At 43.7% G+C, this 15,986-nt stretch carries 14 protein-coding genes; 7 read left to right on the forward strand and 7 right to left on the reverse strand.

Features of this window, described 5'->3' with window-relative positions; all coding sequences use genetic code 11:
• Window positions 1-6: 6 nt before the first annotated feature.
• The 4 genes from A7D14_RS09060 to A7D14_RS09075 are packed head-to-tail and all read right to left on the reverse strand — an operon-like array spanning window position 7 to window position 4,027.
• Window positions 7-654: an NADH:ubiquinone reductase (Na(+)-transporting) subunit D gene (locus A7D14_RS09060; RefSeq protein WP_067033047.1), complete on the reverse strand. Its 648-nt coding sequence runs from the start codon at window positions 652-654 to the stop codon at window positions 7-9.
• 1 nt (window position 655) lies between these two features.
• Window positions 656-1,405 (reverse strand): Na(+)-translocating NADH-quinone reductase subunit C, encoded by a 750-nt coding sequence (locus tag A7D14_RS09065; RefSeq protein WP_067033049.1) that lies wholly within the window; start codon window positions 1,403-1,405, stop codon window positions 656-658.
• 2 nt (window positions 1,406-1,407) lie between these two features.
• Window positions 1,408-2,673 (reverse strand): NADH:ubiquinone reductase (Na(+)-transporting) subunit B, encoded by a 1,266-nt coding sequence (locus A7D14_RS09070; RefSeq protein WP_067033053.1) that lies wholly within the window; start codon window positions 2,671-2,673, stop codon window positions 1,408-1,410.
• A 1-nt stretch (window position 2,674) separates the two neighbouring features.
• A complete protein-coding gene (locus A7D14_RS09075) occupies window positions 2,675-4,027 on the reverse strand; it encodes a Na(+)-translocating NADH-quinone reductase subunit A (RefSeq protein WP_067033148.1) in 1,353 nt (450 codons plus the stop codon).
• 152 nt (window positions 4,028-4,179) lie between these two features.
• On the opposite strand from A7D14_RS09075, the gene A7D14_RS09080 reads away from it, so the two are divergent.
• The 5 genes from A7D14_RS09080 to A7D14_RS09100 all read left to right on the forward strand — a co-directional run bounded on the left by A7D14_RS09080 (window position 4,180) and on the right by A7D14_RS09100 (window position 9,595).
• Window positions 4,180-5,424: a type IX secretion system plug protein domain-containing protein gene (locus A7D14_RS09080; RefSeq protein ID WP_067033055.1), complete on the forward strand. Its 1,245-nt coding sequence runs from the start codon at window positions 4,180-4,182 to the stop codon at window positions 5,422-5,424.
• Between the two features lie 28 nt (window positions 5,425-5,452).
• On the forward strand, window positions 5,453-6,649 hold the full coding sequence (locus A7D14_RS09085; RefSeq protein WP_067033058.1) for a DUF3667 domain-containing protein: 1,197 nt from the start codon (window positions 5,453-5,455) through the stop codon (window positions 6,647-6,649).
• Window positions 6,650-6,652: 3 nt separating this feature from the next.
• Window positions 6,653-7,039: a Co2+/Mg2+ efflux protein ApaG gene (gene apaG / locus A7D14_RS09090; protein ID WP_067033061.1), complete on the forward strand. Its 387-nt coding sequence runs from the start codon at window positions 6,653-6,655 to the stop codon at window positions 7,037-7,039.
• Window positions 7,040-7,114: 75 nt separating this feature from the next.
• Entirely contained in the window at window positions 7,115-8,743 is a 1,629-nt protein-coding gene (gene pruA / locus A7D14_RS09095) for an L-glutamate gamma-semialdehyde dehydrogenase (protein ID WP_067033064.1), read from the forward strand.
• A gap of 87 nt (window positions 8,744-8,830) precedes the next feature.
• The gene (locus A7D14_RS09100; RefSeq protein WP_067033072.1) at window positions 8,831-9,595 is read left to right on the forward strand and encodes a creatininase family protein; all 765 of its coding nucleotides are present in this window, start codon (window positions 8,831-8,833) and stop codon (window positions 9,593-9,595) included.
• Window positions 9,596-9,891: 296 nt separating this feature from the next.
• On the opposite strand, the gene rsmG is transcribed toward A7D14_RS09100, so the two are convergent.
• Window positions 9,892-10,527 carry a 16S rRNA (guanine(527)-N(7))-methyltransferase RsmG gene (gene rsmG / locus A7D14_RS09105; protein ID WP_067033152.1) on the reverse strand — a complete coding sequence of 212 codons (636 nt, stop codon included), beginning with the start codon at window positions 10,525-10,527 and terminating at the stop codon, window positions 9,892-9,894.
• A gap of 117 nt (window positions 10,528-10,644) precedes the next feature.
• Here rsmG and A7D14_RS09110 point away from each other — a divergent pair, with 117 nt between their 5' ends.
• Entirely contained in the window at window positions 10,645-11,745 is a 1,101-nt protein-coding gene (locus A7D14_RS09110; RefSeq protein WP_067033075.1) for a fatty acid desaturase family protein, read from the forward strand.
• A 16-nt stretch (window positions 11,746-11,761) separates the two neighbouring features.
• Window positions 11,762-12,949 carry a pyridoxal phosphate-dependent aminotransferase gene (locus A7D14_RS09115; RefSeq protein ID WP_067033079.1) on the forward strand — a complete coding sequence of 396 codons (1,188 nt, stop codon included), beginning with the start codon at window positions 11,762-11,764 and terminating at the stop codon, window positions 12,947-12,949.
• A 144-nt stretch (window positions 12,950-13,093) separates the two neighbouring features.
• Here A7D14_RS09115 and A7D14_RS09120 read toward each other — a convergent pair whose 3' ends face one another.
• Both A7D14_RS09120 and trkA read right to left on the reverse strand, forming a co-directional pair.
• A complete protein-coding gene (locus tag A7D14_RS09120) occupies window positions 13,094-14,584 on the reverse strand; it encodes a TrkH family potassium uptake protein (RefSeq protein WP_067033082.1) in 1,491 nt (496 codons plus the stop codon).
• A complete protein-coding gene (gene trkA / locus A7D14_RS09125; RefSeq protein ID WP_067033085.1) occupies window positions 14,584-15,933 on the reverse strand; it encodes a Trk system potassium transporter TrkA in 1,350 nt (449 codons plus the stop codon). Before trkA ends, A7D14_RS09120 begins: the two co-directional genes overlap by 1 nt.
• Window positions 15,934-15,986 lie beyond the last annotated feature (53 nt).

A 15,986-nucleotide genomic window follows, 5' to 3' on the forward strand; every position in this document is an offset into this window, starting at 1 on the left:
CCCAGTTTATGCTTCTTCTATCAATGCTCTATTTCTGGAACGTTGTACCCAGATAATGATTCCCACTACGATCAATGCTGCTGGAGGTATGATCATAAATCCATTGTTCTCATACCCCAAGGCATACAATCCGGTTTTGGCCACAGGGTCTCCCAAGACCTTGATCCCAAATAAGGTTCCCGAACCCAAAAGTTCCCTGAAAAATCCAACAATGATCAAAATAACTCCATATCCCAAGGCATTTCCAATACCGTCCAAAAAGGATTTCCAAGGTCCGTTGCCCAGGGCAAAGGCCTCAAATCTACCCATGATGATACAGTTGGTAATGATCAATCCCACAAATACCGACAGTGTTTTGCTCAATTCATACGCAAAGGCCTTCAATACCTGATCCACAATAATCACCAAAGCGGCCACAACGACCAACTGCACAATAATCCTGATCTTTGCCGGTATAACGTTACGCAATAGCGAAATGACCACGTTGCCCACTCCAAGTACAAACAGCACCGAAATTGCCATTACCACTGAAGCTTTTAGTTCTGCAGTAATTGCCAGGGCCGAGCAAATTCCCAATACCTGTATGGTTATGGGGTTGTTGTCCGCCAAAGGATCTAATATCAGATTTGAATCTTTTTTTGATAGTAGCGCCATATTATTTTTTTCTAATGGTTTCTAAATAAGGTTTGTAGAGCTTTAGGGCATCTTTGATCATTGCAGAAATTCCATTTCCCGTGATGGTAGCCCCTGCCAATGCATCCACTTCATTATCGTCCTTGTTCTCGTTCAATGGGTCGCCATTGCCTTTGGCCACGGCAATCCCAGCATAGCTGTTGCCATCCAAAATGGATTCTCCCTCAAAATCATCCATAAAGAAACGCTGGTTAATGTTTGCTCCAAGTCCGGGTGTCTCTCCCTTGTGATCAAAGAAAACACCTTGCACCACCATATTGGCATCTACGGACATAAAGCCCCAAATGGCATCCCACAATCCTTTTCCGTAAAGTGGGATGATGTAATACTCCTTCCCATCTTTCTCACCAATCAGCAAAGGTAATTCTGCACTACCACCGCTTTTAATGGTGCTGAGCTGTTTTTTCATGTCAATCAGATAGGCATCTTGCTTTTCTTTCACTTCAGTGCCTTCTATGACCAATTGTTTTTTGATGTATTTGGAAAACTCACTTTCCACTTCAGAAGTAGGAATAAAACTTACGCTTCCTTCTCCTTCATTGTCATTGACCCCCATGGCATAGAGGATGTTCTGCTGCTTTTCAAATCGCTGGTTCTCATCGACCTTTGGCTTTAGTGCCGATGCCAAGAAGGCAAGAACGGAACCTACAACGATTACCATCACAACCGCGAAAACCACAGTGTAGCTATTTTTTTCTGTATTGATTGCCATAATTAAGCTGTTTCCGTTTTTAATGTATCAACTTCTTCATCCGATGTTTTGGGATAAATGGTTGCTGTCTTCAATCGTTTCATTCTCTTTTTGATGTTGCCCTTTATCACGTAGTGATCAATGGTTGGGGCAAATACGTTCATCAACAGTATGGCCAAGAACACCCCTTCCGGATATCCCGGATTGAACACACGAATCATGACGGACATGAATCCGATCAGGAATCCGTAAATCCATTTTCCCTTGTTGGTCTGCGAACCGGTCACGGGATCCGTGGCCATGAACACAATACCAAAGATGAGACCGCCCACCAACAAATGCTGCCAATACGGGAAGCTCATCAAGGTGTAGAATTTACTGTACTCAGGCAACCAACCTGCATCCACAATACCATTAAAAATCAATCCCATGGCCAAGGAGCCCAACACGGCACTCAACATGATGCGCCATGAGGCTATTTTGGAGAAAATCAAGAAAAGACCACCCAAAACAATCAATAAGGTGGATGTTTCCCCCACAGAGCCCGGGATAAATCCATAGAACATATCAGCTAGGGAGTAACCCGTGTCTGTATTTCCCTGCGCCAAATATCCCAAAACGGTTTCCCCGGAAATGGCATCGGTGGAACCTGCCTGGGTCAACCCATCCTTTGCACCGTGCACCCATACCTTATCCCCGCTCATCCAAGTGGGATAGGCAAAGAACAGGAAGGCACGAATGGTAAGGGCCGGGTTCAATATGTTCATTCCGGTTCCCCCAAAAACTTCTTTTCCGATGACCACACCAAAAACAACGGCTACGGCCAACATCCAAAGGGGTGTGTCCACAGGGACAATCAAAGGAACCAGCATTCCGGTTACCAAATAGCCCTCTTCCACTTCGTGGCCCTTGATCACGGCAAACAAAAATTCGATGGCAAGACCTACTCCGTAGGAAACGATCACCAAAGGCAAAACAGTGGTGATTCCCACCAAAAAGTTATCCCATGTCAAAAAGTGTTGGAACAAATCAAAATTCTCTGGAAAACCGTTGATGGCGGAGTAATGCTGATATCCTGCATTGAACATTCCGAACAGCAAACAGGGCACCAAGGCCATGATCACCGTGTTCATGGTGCGCTTTAGGTCATCCGCTCCACGAATGTGCCCACCGGAATGCGTTGTTTCGTTGGGTGTATATAGAAAAGTGTGCAGTGCATTGAAGGCCGGAGCCATTTTTTTGCCCTGATACTTTAACTTCAGCTGATGTAATTTTTCTTTCATTCCCATATTATCCTAGTTCTTTTTGCAACAAATCCAATCCTTCCCTGATTATCTGCTGGTGCGGTTGTTTTGATATGCATATGAATTCTGTGAGTGAAAAGTCCTCCGGAGCCACTTCGTAGAGTCCCAATTGCTCCATGTCATCCAAATCCCCTACCATACAGGCCTTCAACAATTGAAGCGGGTAGATGTCCATGGGGAATACCTGCTCATATTGACCTGTGACCACAAAAGCCCGGTGTTCACCATTGGTATTGGTATCCAAATTGTATTTTTTCTTGGGCTGTAGCCAAGAAAAGGTAAGTGCCCTGGTGGTTGAAACCTTATTGAAAATAGGTCTGTTCCATCCGAAGAAATCATAATCATCCCCTTCGGGGATTGCCGTAACGGTATTGTTGTAGTACCCCAAATGACCTTCGGTATTGGTCTTGCTACCGGTAAGCACATCACCGTTGATCAGCCTGAACCTATCCTTATTTACACCACTGGCATAGAGAAAAGTGGAAATTTCCGCTCCTATCTTGGTGGTGTAATATTGAGGTGCTTTTATGATGGAGCCCGCCAACGCAACAATACGTTCCGCATTGAACTTTCCGGTCAACAGCAACTCACCTATCAACACCATATCTTGGGGCGAAATGGTCCAAACCGTCTCCCCTTTATTGATGGGATCAATTTTATTGATCTGGGTTCCCACCAATCCTGCTGGGTGTGGCCCCGATATTTTATGGAGCTCAATTCCTTCCACATGTACAAAAGGGGACCTTCCGGACTTTCCAACCGTTACATGGATCTTTCCGGGCGTCATTTTGCGCAATGCCATCACGGCAGCTTGCAACTCCTGTTCCTTATCCCTTAACACATAGTCCGCATTGGCCGCCAAAGGCGCAGTGGTATAGGCTGACACAAATATGGCCTTGGGGGTCACATCTGGATTAGCAATAATGTCGTAGGGGCGCTGCTTGATAAAGGGCCAACCTCCATTTTGCAACAAGAAGGTTTTGATGGTCGCCGCATCTGCCGTATCAAGGTCAGGGACCTTACTCTGGGTATACTTTTGGGTTTTGTCGGCAAGAATCTTGAGCGTCAAGATTTTTCTTCTAGCCCCACGAACAATCTCCACCAACTCTCCACTTACTGGAGAGACAAAGTGCATTTCCTCCTTGTTCTTGTTATAAAAAAGGGGTTCTCCCGCTTTTACCTCTTCCCCTTGCTTTATCAACATTTTGGGGGTGATTCCGTGAAAATCATTTAGGTTTAGGGCATACACGTTACTTAAAACGGCTTTGGAAGTAGTCTGTTCTGCTGCCCCGATGAGGTTGATATCCAACCCCTTTCTAATCCGGATGTCTTTAGACATATTGTTGTAGACCTTATTGTTATCAAAATCGGTGGCAAATTTAGCACTAAAAGGGATGTTTTCATAATAATTAACCATAAAAATGGGATTACATCGAGCTAAATTCCCAAGGCACACTTTTTGTTTACCTTTACCCAAAAAATAAGCCCTAAATGCGCTTTTTGATCAAACAATTATTTCTTTGCTTCTTTGTTTCCGGCATTTTTGCCCAGGTACAGGAAGAGGTAAATCCCCCGGAAAACATAAAGACCATCATATTTAGGGGCCCAACGGAAGACCAATTTCCCGTGATCCAATTGGGTGAATCCACGACTCTTGAGTTTGATGACCTAACGGCCAGGGAGCAGGATTACTACTATAAAATTATTCATTGCGATTATGACTGGACCCCATCCCAACTTCTAAAATCCCAATATTTGGTAGGGAATGACAACCAACGGATCATAGACTACGAGAACAGCTATACCACCCTACAGCCCTATTCCAACTACAGGTTGACCATCCCCAATGAAAATGTCCGCTTGAAGGTCAGCGGGAACTACGTGCTGGAAATTTACAACAGCTATGGGGAGCTTCAATTTTCACGAAGGTTTGTGGTATATCGGGATGCTGTTGCCGTGGGCGGCACGGTAAAACGCTCCCGTGATTTCAATTTTCTCAATGAAAAACAGGTGGTGCAGTTCAACATCAACACGGCAGGATTTCCCGTGGTGAACCCCAAAAATGAAGTGAAGGTCGCCATTTTGCAGAACCATTTTTGGCCTACGGCCTTGTACAACATCAAACCACAGTACACCATTGGATCCGAACTGGTCTACAAATACGATCAGGAGACCAGTTTTTTTGGAGGCAATGAATTTCTGAATTTCGACACCAAAGATTTGCGATCTCCTTCATTTGCCATATCACGGGTGGAATTTGGCGAGGTTTACAACCATTACCTGTTCACCAATGAGTTTCGGTATGATAGGCAGTACACCTATTTCCCGGATATCAATGGGGATTTTGTGGTGAGAACGTTGCAGGGCGAGGATGTTTCCCGCGAAGCCGAATACACCAAAGTGCATTTTAGCCTCCCCTACACCAATGAAATAGGGTTGGACAATGTATTTGTGGTGGGAAAGTTCAACAATTATGCTCTTTCTGATGAAAATAAAATGACTTTTAATCAAGATACGGGAAAGTTTGAACTCACCCTGATGATGAAACAAGGCTTCTACAACTATAAATATGTTGTGGAACGGGCTGATGGCACCTTGGAGCCAAATTATGTGAGCGGTAATTTTCATTTTACCGAAAACAACTATCTCATTTTAGTATATTACAGAAATTTTGGAGAACTGTATGATAGTATAATAGGTATAGGTTCAGTGAACTCCAGAACTATCAGCAATTAATTATCTTAGCTCCAAATCCTAAAGGGGCATGGGCAAAAAAGACAGCTTGGTCAGTAAGGGCCGCTATGAGCTTAGGTATAGGGGCACCGAATGTTTGAATTGTGGACATCCGTTGGATGCCAGCGACAAATATTGCCCAAATTGTTCACAGGCCAACAGCACCAAAAAGTTGACTTTGAAGGACTTTTTGGATGAATTTTTCTCCGGCCTGATCAATTACGATTCAAAACTCCTGAAAACGCTATCTGGTTTATTGGTAAGACCGGGAAGCATTACCAAGGATTACATCAACGGTAAACGGATAACGTATACCAATCCATTTCGTTTTTTGTTGAGTTTGGCCTTTCTATATTTTTTAATGGTCACCTTCAATAACCGTTTTGCCAGTTTGGATCAGGTCGCCTCTAAGTTTGATGGCAACATTTCTGCGGGGACACCCCTAGCCTATGATGTTGATTCAGGTACTTTTAAAACCGACAATGCTCTGGTCAAGGAAGAAACCGCCAAAGTTCTGGCAGAATTGGACCCAACAGATCCCGGAACAAAGGAAATAAAGGAAGGCGCTGACATTTTGGATTCCCTAATGGTGGCGGTAAACCTTAAAAAAATCAATCGGGACTCTCTAATGGCTGCAGACCCTACAGGCTATTTTAAAAGTCTGGAAGAAGACAGGTCCGGTTCCAATACGTTTTCATCCAAAATGGAATTCTTTGGCCGCATGATCCAATCGGATACCCTCTACAGTTTTCAACAGGCGCAGGACAAATACAACATCAAAAGCTCATTTTCAAACAAAATGGCCTTTCAAGTCTCCAATAGCTTTTTACGGATAGTTGACCACCCTAGTGATTTCATAAATTCAACTATTTCCAAGCTGCCATTTGTCATCTTTTTCTTTTTGCCGGTGTTCACTGTATTCATTTGGTTGGTGTACATCAGAAAAAAATACACCTACACCGATCATCTTATTTTTAGCTTTCACAACCAATCGTTATTATTTATCTTGCTCATCCTTAGCTTGATAATAGATTCGATTTTTGATGTCACAAGTGCAGTTATATTCATTACTATTTTTAGTGTGTATCTGTTTTTGGCCATGAAGAAGTTTTACGGGCAAGGAACATTTAAAACCATTGTCAAATATCTCTTTCTGAACACTATATTTACCTTTTTGGCAGTATTTACGGTAATCATGTTGTTAACAGGAAGCGTTTTTACTTATTAGTCTATGTTCACTCAGGTTACAAAAGGGATCAAAGTTTCGGTGCAAACCACTTTTGAAGGCACATTTTTTAAAAATTACAAAATGCACTATGCCTTTGGATATACCATTACCATTGAAAACTTAAGTAAGGACGTTGTTCAGCTTACAGCAAGGCATTGGGATGTTTTTGATGCCCTCAAGGACATTGAGACGATTGACGGCGAAGGTGTAATTGGCAGAAAACCAGTCATCAAGCCTGGAAAATCACACACCTACAGTTCCGGTTGTTTGCTGGCTTCCCCCATTGGGGCCATGCACGGCTATTACAATATGGTAAACTTGGCCACCTCCCAAGAATTTGAAGTGGAGATTCCAGCCTTCAAATTTGCCGCCCCATTTGCCATAAACTAAATCCATATCATTTTCTATTCGGCCTTTGTTTCCTTACCTTTGATGGAATTTCTAACATCAAAATAGCGCATCTATATGGGAAAAGGTTTTTTTCAAGTTCCGACTGCATATAACGAACCCGTAAAAAGTTATGCCCCCGGCACTCCAGAACGTGAAGAAGTACTGGAACAGTACAACACCTATTACAATGGAAACGTTGAGGTTCCGCTTTATATCGGTTCCAAGGAAATCACAACAAACAAAACCAAGCCGATGTCTCCACCGCACGAACACCAACATGTGGTAGGGCATTACCAATTGGCCGAAAAACAACATGTTGAAGAAGCCATTTCCACTTGTCTTGATGCCAGGGAGGCATGGGCCAATTTAACCTGGGAGCAACGTGCCGCCGTTTTTTTGAAGGCTGCTGATCTAATTGCAGGCCCTTATAGAGCAAAAATAAACGCAGCTACCATGATGGCGCAGTCCAAGACCATCCATCAAGCTGAAATAGACTCTGCCTGTGAGCTTATCGATTTTTTGCGGTTCAATGTGGAATACATGGCCCAGATCTACGCAGAACAGCCAGAATCCTCCGAAGGCATCTGGAACCGCGTGGAATATAGGCCATTGGAAGGTTTCACCTATGCCATTACCCCGTTCAACTTTACGGCCATTGCCGGAAATTTGCCATCGTGTATGGCCCTAATGGGCAATGTTGTGGTTTGGAAACCCAGTGACAGTCAGGTGTACTCTGCCAAAGTAATCATGGATGTCTTTAAGGAAGCTGGTCTGCCTGATGGTGTCATCAATATGGTGACCGGAGATCCCGTTATGATTTCAAACACCTTGCTTTCCAGCCCAGACTTTGCTGGATTGCATTTTACAGGTTCCACTTTTGTGTTTAAGGAACTTTGGAAACAAATCGGAAATAACATACATAACTATAAAACCTATCCAAGAATTGTTGGGGAAACCGGAGGTAAGGATTTTATCATTGCGCATCCCACGGCAAAACCAAAACAAGTGGCCACGGCCATTGTTCGAGGTGCTTTTGAACTTCAAGGACAAAAATGTAGTGCCGCATCCCGAGTTTATCTGCCAAAATCCACCGCCAATGAAATTTTGGATTTGGTAAAGGCCGACTTGGCATCCTTCAACAAACCCGGTTCACCTGCTGATATGAGCAATTTTATCACCGCAGTGATCCATGAAGGTTCTTTTGACAAATTGGCCAAATACATTGATCAAGCCAAAGCGGATGACAATGCGGAAATCATTGCAGGTGGTAATTATGATAAATCAGTAGGGTATTTTGTTGAACCTACCGTGATTTTGACGACAGACCCAAAATACACCACCATGTGCACCGAGCTTTTCGGTCCCGTGGTCACCATTTATATTTATGAGGACAAGGATTGGGCCGATACCTTAAAATTAGTGGATGGTACTTCGGAATATGCCTTAACGGGCGCTGTTCTATCGGCTGACCGCTATGCCATTGATGAAGCTACCAAAGCGTTGCAAAACTGTGCGGGTAATTTCTATATCAATGACAAGCCCACTGGGGCCGTTGTGGGCCAACAACCTTTTGGTGGCGCAAGAGCTTCGGGTACCAACGATAAAGCAGGTTCTGCCCAGAACCTATTGCGATGGGTTTCCCCACGATTGATCAAGGAGACCTTTGTAACCCCAGAGGATTACCGATATCCTTTCATGGGATAGTCCCATATAAACCTAAATTGATAGCCGTTATTTCCAAAATTGGGGAGATAACGGCTATTTTTATGGTATCACAAATATCTATTCCGCATGCCTAGACCCTACGTATTGGCCGAAACCAACTGGAAGCACCTAAAAGACGAATCCTTTGATCTAGCTGTGCTACCTTGGGCTGCCACAGAAGCGCACAACTACCATCTTCCATATGCCACTGATACTATTGAGGGGACAGCGATAGCGGAAGAATCAGCCAGAATTGCTTGGGAGCAAGGTGCCAAAGTAGTGGTCTTGCCCACTATCCCGTTTGGAGTAAATACAGGTCAGCCCGATATTTATCTGGACATGAACCTGAATCCCAGTACGCAATTTGCCATTCTAAAGGATCTTATTACCGTATTGGATAGACAGGGCATCCACAAATTCATGATTTTAAACAGTCATGGCGGCAATAATTGGAAGTCGATTATAAGGGAATTGGGCCTGCTTTTTCCAAAAATGTTCATTTGCTCCACGTTATGGCCTGCTACATTAGATCGGAAGCAATTTTTTGACATTCCAGGAGACCATGCCGATGAAATGGAAACCAGTCTCATCATGCATCTGGCCCCTGAACTGGTCCTCCCCAAAAAAGATTGGGGTGATGGGGCAGAAAAGAAGAACAAAATCAGGGCATTTAGGGAAGGTTGGGCCTGGACCGAACGGCCGTGGTCAAAAATAAGTGAAGACACAGGAGTTGGAAATCCCCACAATGCCAACAAAGAAAAGGGAAAGCAATTCTTTAAGGCAGTTTGTGAGAAAATGGGGCAATTGTTCATTGATATTGCCCAAGCAGATACTGATGATCTTTACAAATAGTCATTCTACTACACAATCTTAACCGTTTTATTTTCAGTTAATTACACTATTTTTTATTTAAATCAGGGCTAGAAAGATGAAATTAACATACTTTCAATGTAAATTTAACGTTAATTAATTGTAAACTGAACGTAATCTGCTTATTTTTACACATTAAAACCCAATTAAGATGAAAGAGCGAGTAAATGTTTGGGGGAAATTGACCAAGTGGTTGAACGATAAATGGCAATATGCCAAAACCTATTCCAGAAAGTGCAGAGGGGTCTACTATAGGATGTTGAACACCTAGATCTAGATCAACCCCGAAATTTCTGGGGCAGATAGACCACCTTTTTGGTCTTGAAGAAATCCTCCTGAAAATAGTCTTTTAAATCGAAGATCTGAACGGTTTTATAATCTTTCAATTCTTCGGTAAGGTCGCCGCCTTTTAGGTAAAAAATACCATTTTTACGTTCATGGGCGGGGTCCTTTTTTATTTTTCCCCTGGTCCAATGCACAAAAGTGGGCATGGCAGCAACGGCTCGGCTCACGATAAAATCAAACTGCCCATCAATGTCCTCGACCCGGGAATGGATGGCCGTCACATTTTCCAGTTGCAGTCCGTCCACAACTTCTTGTACCACTTTTATTTTTTTTCCGATGGCATCCACAAGGGTAAATTGCACCTCTGGAAATAGTATGGCCAACGGAATTCCCGGAAAACCGCCTCCTGTGCCCACATCAAGGATTTCCGCACCTTCGTTGAACGACTGTATTTTTGCAATACCCAAAGAATGAAGCACATGCCTTAAATAAAGCTCGTCAATATCCTTTCTGGAAACCACATTTATTTTCTTGTTCCAATCCTGGTAAAAGGCCTCCAAATCCCGAAAATGCTGTTTTTGCACCTCGGTGAGCGTTGTAAAATAATTGAAAATCAAATCGGCATTCATCTGCGGGCTGTTAATTTTAGCAAAATTAATACTTTTGAACATGTTAACACCGTTCTAACATGAAGGTGTAACCATAAAAGGTGCAATTTGGCTACCTTTGTAAAAATTTTTTTATATATGGATAAAAGTACCATCCGGTTTTCAAGAAAGGATTCTGCACAGTTTTTTAGGACACTGAACAAAAGAGTAAATGAATACTTCAACGAAAATGAGATAAAGAAAACCGGGAACTGGAAACTTCACTTGAAAACCATAGTGATGTTCGCCGTTTTTTTGACCCCCTATTTTTTAATTTTAACCCTTAACCTTCCCTTTTGGGCATATCTGCTATTATCCATTGTTATGGGTGTAGGTATGGCTGGTGTGGGCATGAACGTGATGCACGATGGAAACCACGGAGCCTATTCCAACAAAAAATGGGTGAACAAGCTTATGGGAAGCAGTATCTATATCTTGGCTGGCAATGTGTATAACTGGCAGGTACAGCACAATGTCCTGCACCATACCTATACCAACATCCACGAACATGATGAGGATATGGAGGCTGGAAGGATCCTGCGTTTCTCAAAACATGCGGAATGGAAAAAACATCATAGATTTCAACACTATTACTCCATTTTTCTCTATGGATTGCTCACATTCAATTGGGCCATTACCACAGATTTCCAGCAAATGTACCGCTATATGAAGCGTAAATTGAGCTATGGAAAGCTGCCCAACCCAGTAATCAACTGGAGTACTTTGGTCATTACCAAGGTTATTTACTTGACCATTTGGATTGCCCTTCCCATGATTTTTGGAGGCGTTGCATGGTGGCAGGTACTTCTTGGCTTCTTTATTATGCATTATGTTGCCGGAGTAATCCTTAGCGTGGTGTTCCAATTGGCGCATATTGTAGATGAAGCAGAAACTCCGCTGCCCGACGAGAGTGGCAACATGAAAAACACTTGGGCCATCCACCAACTTTTCACCACAGTGAACTTTGGCACAAGAAACAAGATTGTAAACTGGTTTACCGGTGGTTTGAACCATCAGGTGGAACATCATATTTTCCCGAACATCAGCCACATCCACTACACAAAAATTTCAAAAATTGTGAAACAGACGGCCAAGGAATTTAATTTACCCTACAACGAGTATAAAACTACCAGAAAAGCTATAATTTCGCACTTCAAACATTTGAAGGAATTGGGGAAAAACCCCACACTTCAGTACTAGTAAAATAGCAAAATCGATGAGCAACCATTTATCTGACAGGATTCAGAACATGTCCACGTCAGCCACACTGGCTATGGCTGCAAAGGCCAGGGAGTTACGGAATGAAGGAAAGGATATTATTGGATTGAGTTTGGGCGAGCCCGACTTCAATATTCCAGATTTCATCAAAGAGGCCGCCAAGCAGGCCATTGATGAAAATTATAGCAGCTACACCCCTGTTGATGGTTATGCCGAGTTGAAGAAGGCCATCTCCCTTAAGTTCAAAAGAGACAATAATCTGGACTATGGTCCCAATCAAATTGTGGTGTCCACTGGGGCCAAACAATCCCTTTTTAATGTGGCCATGGTGGTATTGAACCCGGGTGATGAGGTTATTCTGCCCGCACCGTATTGGGTGAGCTATAGCGATATTGTGAAATTGGCCGAAGGTGTTCCAGTTGAAGTCAAGACCAGTATTGATACCGATTTTAAGATGACCCCGGAACAATTGGAGGCAGCCATTACCCCCAAGACCCGTATGATTTGGTTCAGTTCACCCTGCAACCCCAGTGGTTCGGTGTACAGCAAAGCTGAGTTGGAAGGTTTGGCCGAGGTCTTGAAAAAACACCCAGATATTTTTGTGGTTTCCGATGAAATCTACGAGCATATCAATTTTACAAAAAGTGGACACACCAGCATTGCCGGAATTGATGGCATGTACGATAGGACCATTACCGTAAATGGTGTATCCAAAGCTTTTGCCATGACCGGTTGGCGTATTGGGTATATCGGTGCTCCCGAATGGATTGCAAAGGGATGTACCAAACTACAGGGACAGGTGACCAGCGGTGCCAACGCCATTGCGCAACGTGCTGTCATTACCGCTTTGGAGGCACCCGTGAGCAAAATTCAATACATGATCGATAAGTTCCACGAAAGAAGGGACTTGGTACTGCAACTTTTGGGAGAGATCGAAGGGTTTAACCTCAACGTTCCTGAAGGAGCGTTCTATGTCTTCCCTGATATTTCAGCTTTCTTTGGAAAGACCTTGAAGGGAACCACCATCAATAATGCATCGGATTTTGCACTCTACCTTTTGGAGCACGCCAATGTGGCCACGGTTACCGGAGAAGCATTTGGAAATCCCAATTGCATCCGAATTTCGTATGCTGCATCGGAGAAAGAGTTGAGAGACGCCATTGCACAAATTAAGGCAGTGGTTTAAGAATGATGCCATGCTGAAACAAGTTCAGCACTTCTTCTTTAAGAGAAAGATTAGATGTGACCCTGAAACAAGTTCAGGGTGACGGTTCAAAAGCAATAAAGCAAATGGAAAAACCCTCTTGAAGTCCAACTTCGGGAGGTTTTTTTATCTCTTTCTCCAAAAATATGGGGAGAGGAGAATCAGCACGGTAAACAGTTCCAAACGTCCCAACAACATAAGGAATCCGCACCACCACTTTCCAGCATCAGGAAGACTGTCATAATTGCTCACCGGGTTTAAACTGCCAAAGGCCGGACCAACATTGCCCAAAGACGAGGCGGCTCCTCCCACCGCTGAAATAAAATCCAGTCCCAAGAAACCCAATACCAAGGAACCAATAATGAACAAGAGCATGTAGAGCACAAAAAAAGCGATTACGTTGTACACGATATGTTCGGTAACGGTCTTTTGATTGTATCGAACAGGAATAACAGCGTTCGGGTGCAAGGTTCGTTTAAATTCCAAAATACCATTTTTGATAATGATCAAGTGCCGCATCACCTTTATTCCACCCGCAGTTGACCCCGCCGAGCCTCCCAAAAACATCAGCCCAAAGAAAAATACGGTCAAAAAAGGTGTCCACGAGGTAAAATCCGCTGTTACAAAACCCGTTGTGGTGATTACTGCCACCACTTGAAAAAGGGCATGTCTAAAAGCACTTTCCGCTTTTCCCCAGACCATGGGATGAAATTCGGATACGGCCACATCAGCCCTAAAATAGATACCCAAGGCGGCAAGTGCAGAAAAAATGACTATAAACCCAAAATAATACTTGAATTCTTCATCTTTCAGTATTCGTTGCACCCTTTTTGTGAAAGCAAAATAGCTAAGAACAAAATTGCTCCCTGCCAAGAACATAAAAAGAATGGTGATGTATTGAATAATGGGTTGGTTGTTCCAATGGGCCAAACTGGCATTCTTGGTGGAAAAACCTCCGGTTGACATGGTAGCCAGCGAATGGTTGATGGCATCAAAAAATGTCATACCGGCCACTTTCAGCAAAATAGTCTCCGCCACAGTGTATCCAAAGTAAATCAACCACAACCGTTTTGCTGTGTCCGTAATCCTGGGGTGCAATTTATCCCCTCCAGGCCCGGGTGCTTCGGCGGCAAACAACTGCATCCCCCCAATACCCAATAATGGCAGTATGGCAATGGCCAGCACAATAATTCCCATTCCCCCGATCCAATGGGTAAGGCTTCGCCAGAGCAATATACCTTCAGGAAGGGATTCTATATCGTTTAAAATGGAGGCTCCGGTGGTGGTATATCCGGAAATAGTCTCAAAAAAGGCATCGGTAATGGAGGGAATGGTTCCAGAAAACAGGTAGGGCAACATCCCGGAGATGGACATCACAATCCACCCAAAGGTCACCACAATATAGCCTTCCCTGCGTTTTACTTCCTTTTTATGGCCCCGTGTGTAGAACATGGCCATTATCCCAAAAAGCATGGTCACTATGGCCGCAAGAGCAATATCCAAGGTAGCACCATCCTTATACATGCCACTGGCAAATGCGGCCAAAAGCATAAAAGAACCATTGCACAACAGCAACAGTCCCATAATATGGATGATGATTCGTGTGTTGAGTCTCATTACAGGAACAACTTTTCGATCCTTGGGATGGCCTTGGGCAAACAGCAGACCACCACTTTATCTCCCTCGGCGATTCTAAAATTCCCCAGGGCAATGATTCCTTTTCCATTTCGGATGACCCCTCCAATACTTGCTTCCCTTGGAAAATTCAATTCTTTGATGAGCTCCCCATTGACCAGGGAGGAGGCCTTCACCTCAAACTCCAAAATCTCGGCATTGAGGTTGTTCAATCGGGTCAAGGCCAACACCTCTCCTTTTCGGATGTATCGGAAGATACTGTTTGCGGCAAGTAGTTTTTTATTGATGAGCGTATCCACCCCAATGGAATGCGATAACTGAAAATAGTCCATGTTCTCCACCAAGGCTATGGTCTTTTTTATCTTTTTGGACTTTGCCACCAAACAGGACATGATATTGGTCTCTGAATTTCCGGTAACGGCAATGAAGGCATCCATGGACTCCAGGTTTTCTTCCTCAAGCAGTTCCACATTCCGTCCATCTCCATTGATGACCAGGGCGTGGGGAAGTTCGTCGGCAATATCAAAGGCCTTTTCCTTGTTTATTTCTATTAGTTTTACATTGAATTTTTTGCTGCACAGGTCCCGCGCGGTCTTGAAACCGACCTTGCTCCCACCAAGGATCATCACATTTTTAATGTCCTGCTTCTGCATGCCCGTGAGCTTGTACAATTCTTCCACTCCTTTATCCGAAGTAATGAAATACACCTGATCGCCTTCCTTAAAAACAGTATCCCCCCTTGGTATTAAAGTGTATTGTGTTCCCATTCGCTGTAGGGCTATGGGCATAAAGTGCAATTCTGGGAAAATCTGTGCAGCCTCCTTTACCATCTTGCCCACAAACGGGGCGGTTCTGGGCAGGATGACCCCGAACATGGTCAACAGTCCCCCTTCAAATTCATAGGTGTCATTAAATGCGGATTGGTTGAGCATCAATTGGATTTCCATAGCGGCCAATCGTTCTGGGGAAATCAGTTCATCCACGCCCAAATCTTGAAACCGTATGGATTCCCGATTGTCCATGAACTCGGTGTTGGAAATTCTGGCGATGGTTTGTTTGCATCCCAACTGCTTGGCCAAAAAGCAAAGGGTAAGATTGGTGGTTTCTGAGGCGGTTACCCCAATAACCAGCTCCGAGGATTCCACTTGGGCATCCCTAAGCACTTGTATGGAAGTGGCATCGCCCCGCAGCACCCTAATGTCCAAATGCGTGTCCGCATAGGAAAGGCTTTCTTTATCCGTATCGATCAATGTAATATCCTGTGCTTCATAAGACAAAAGTTTTGCCAAATGAAAGCCTACCTCACCAGCTCCTGCAATTATAATCTTCATCGATTAAAATAAGATGTGTTCTTGAATAGATTCAATATGTACGCTACAATTGA

The organism is Allomuricauda sp. CP2A, assembly GCF_001683915.1.
GTDB lineage: Bacteria > Bacteroidota > Bacteroidia > Flavobacteriales > Flavobacteriaceae > Flagellimonas.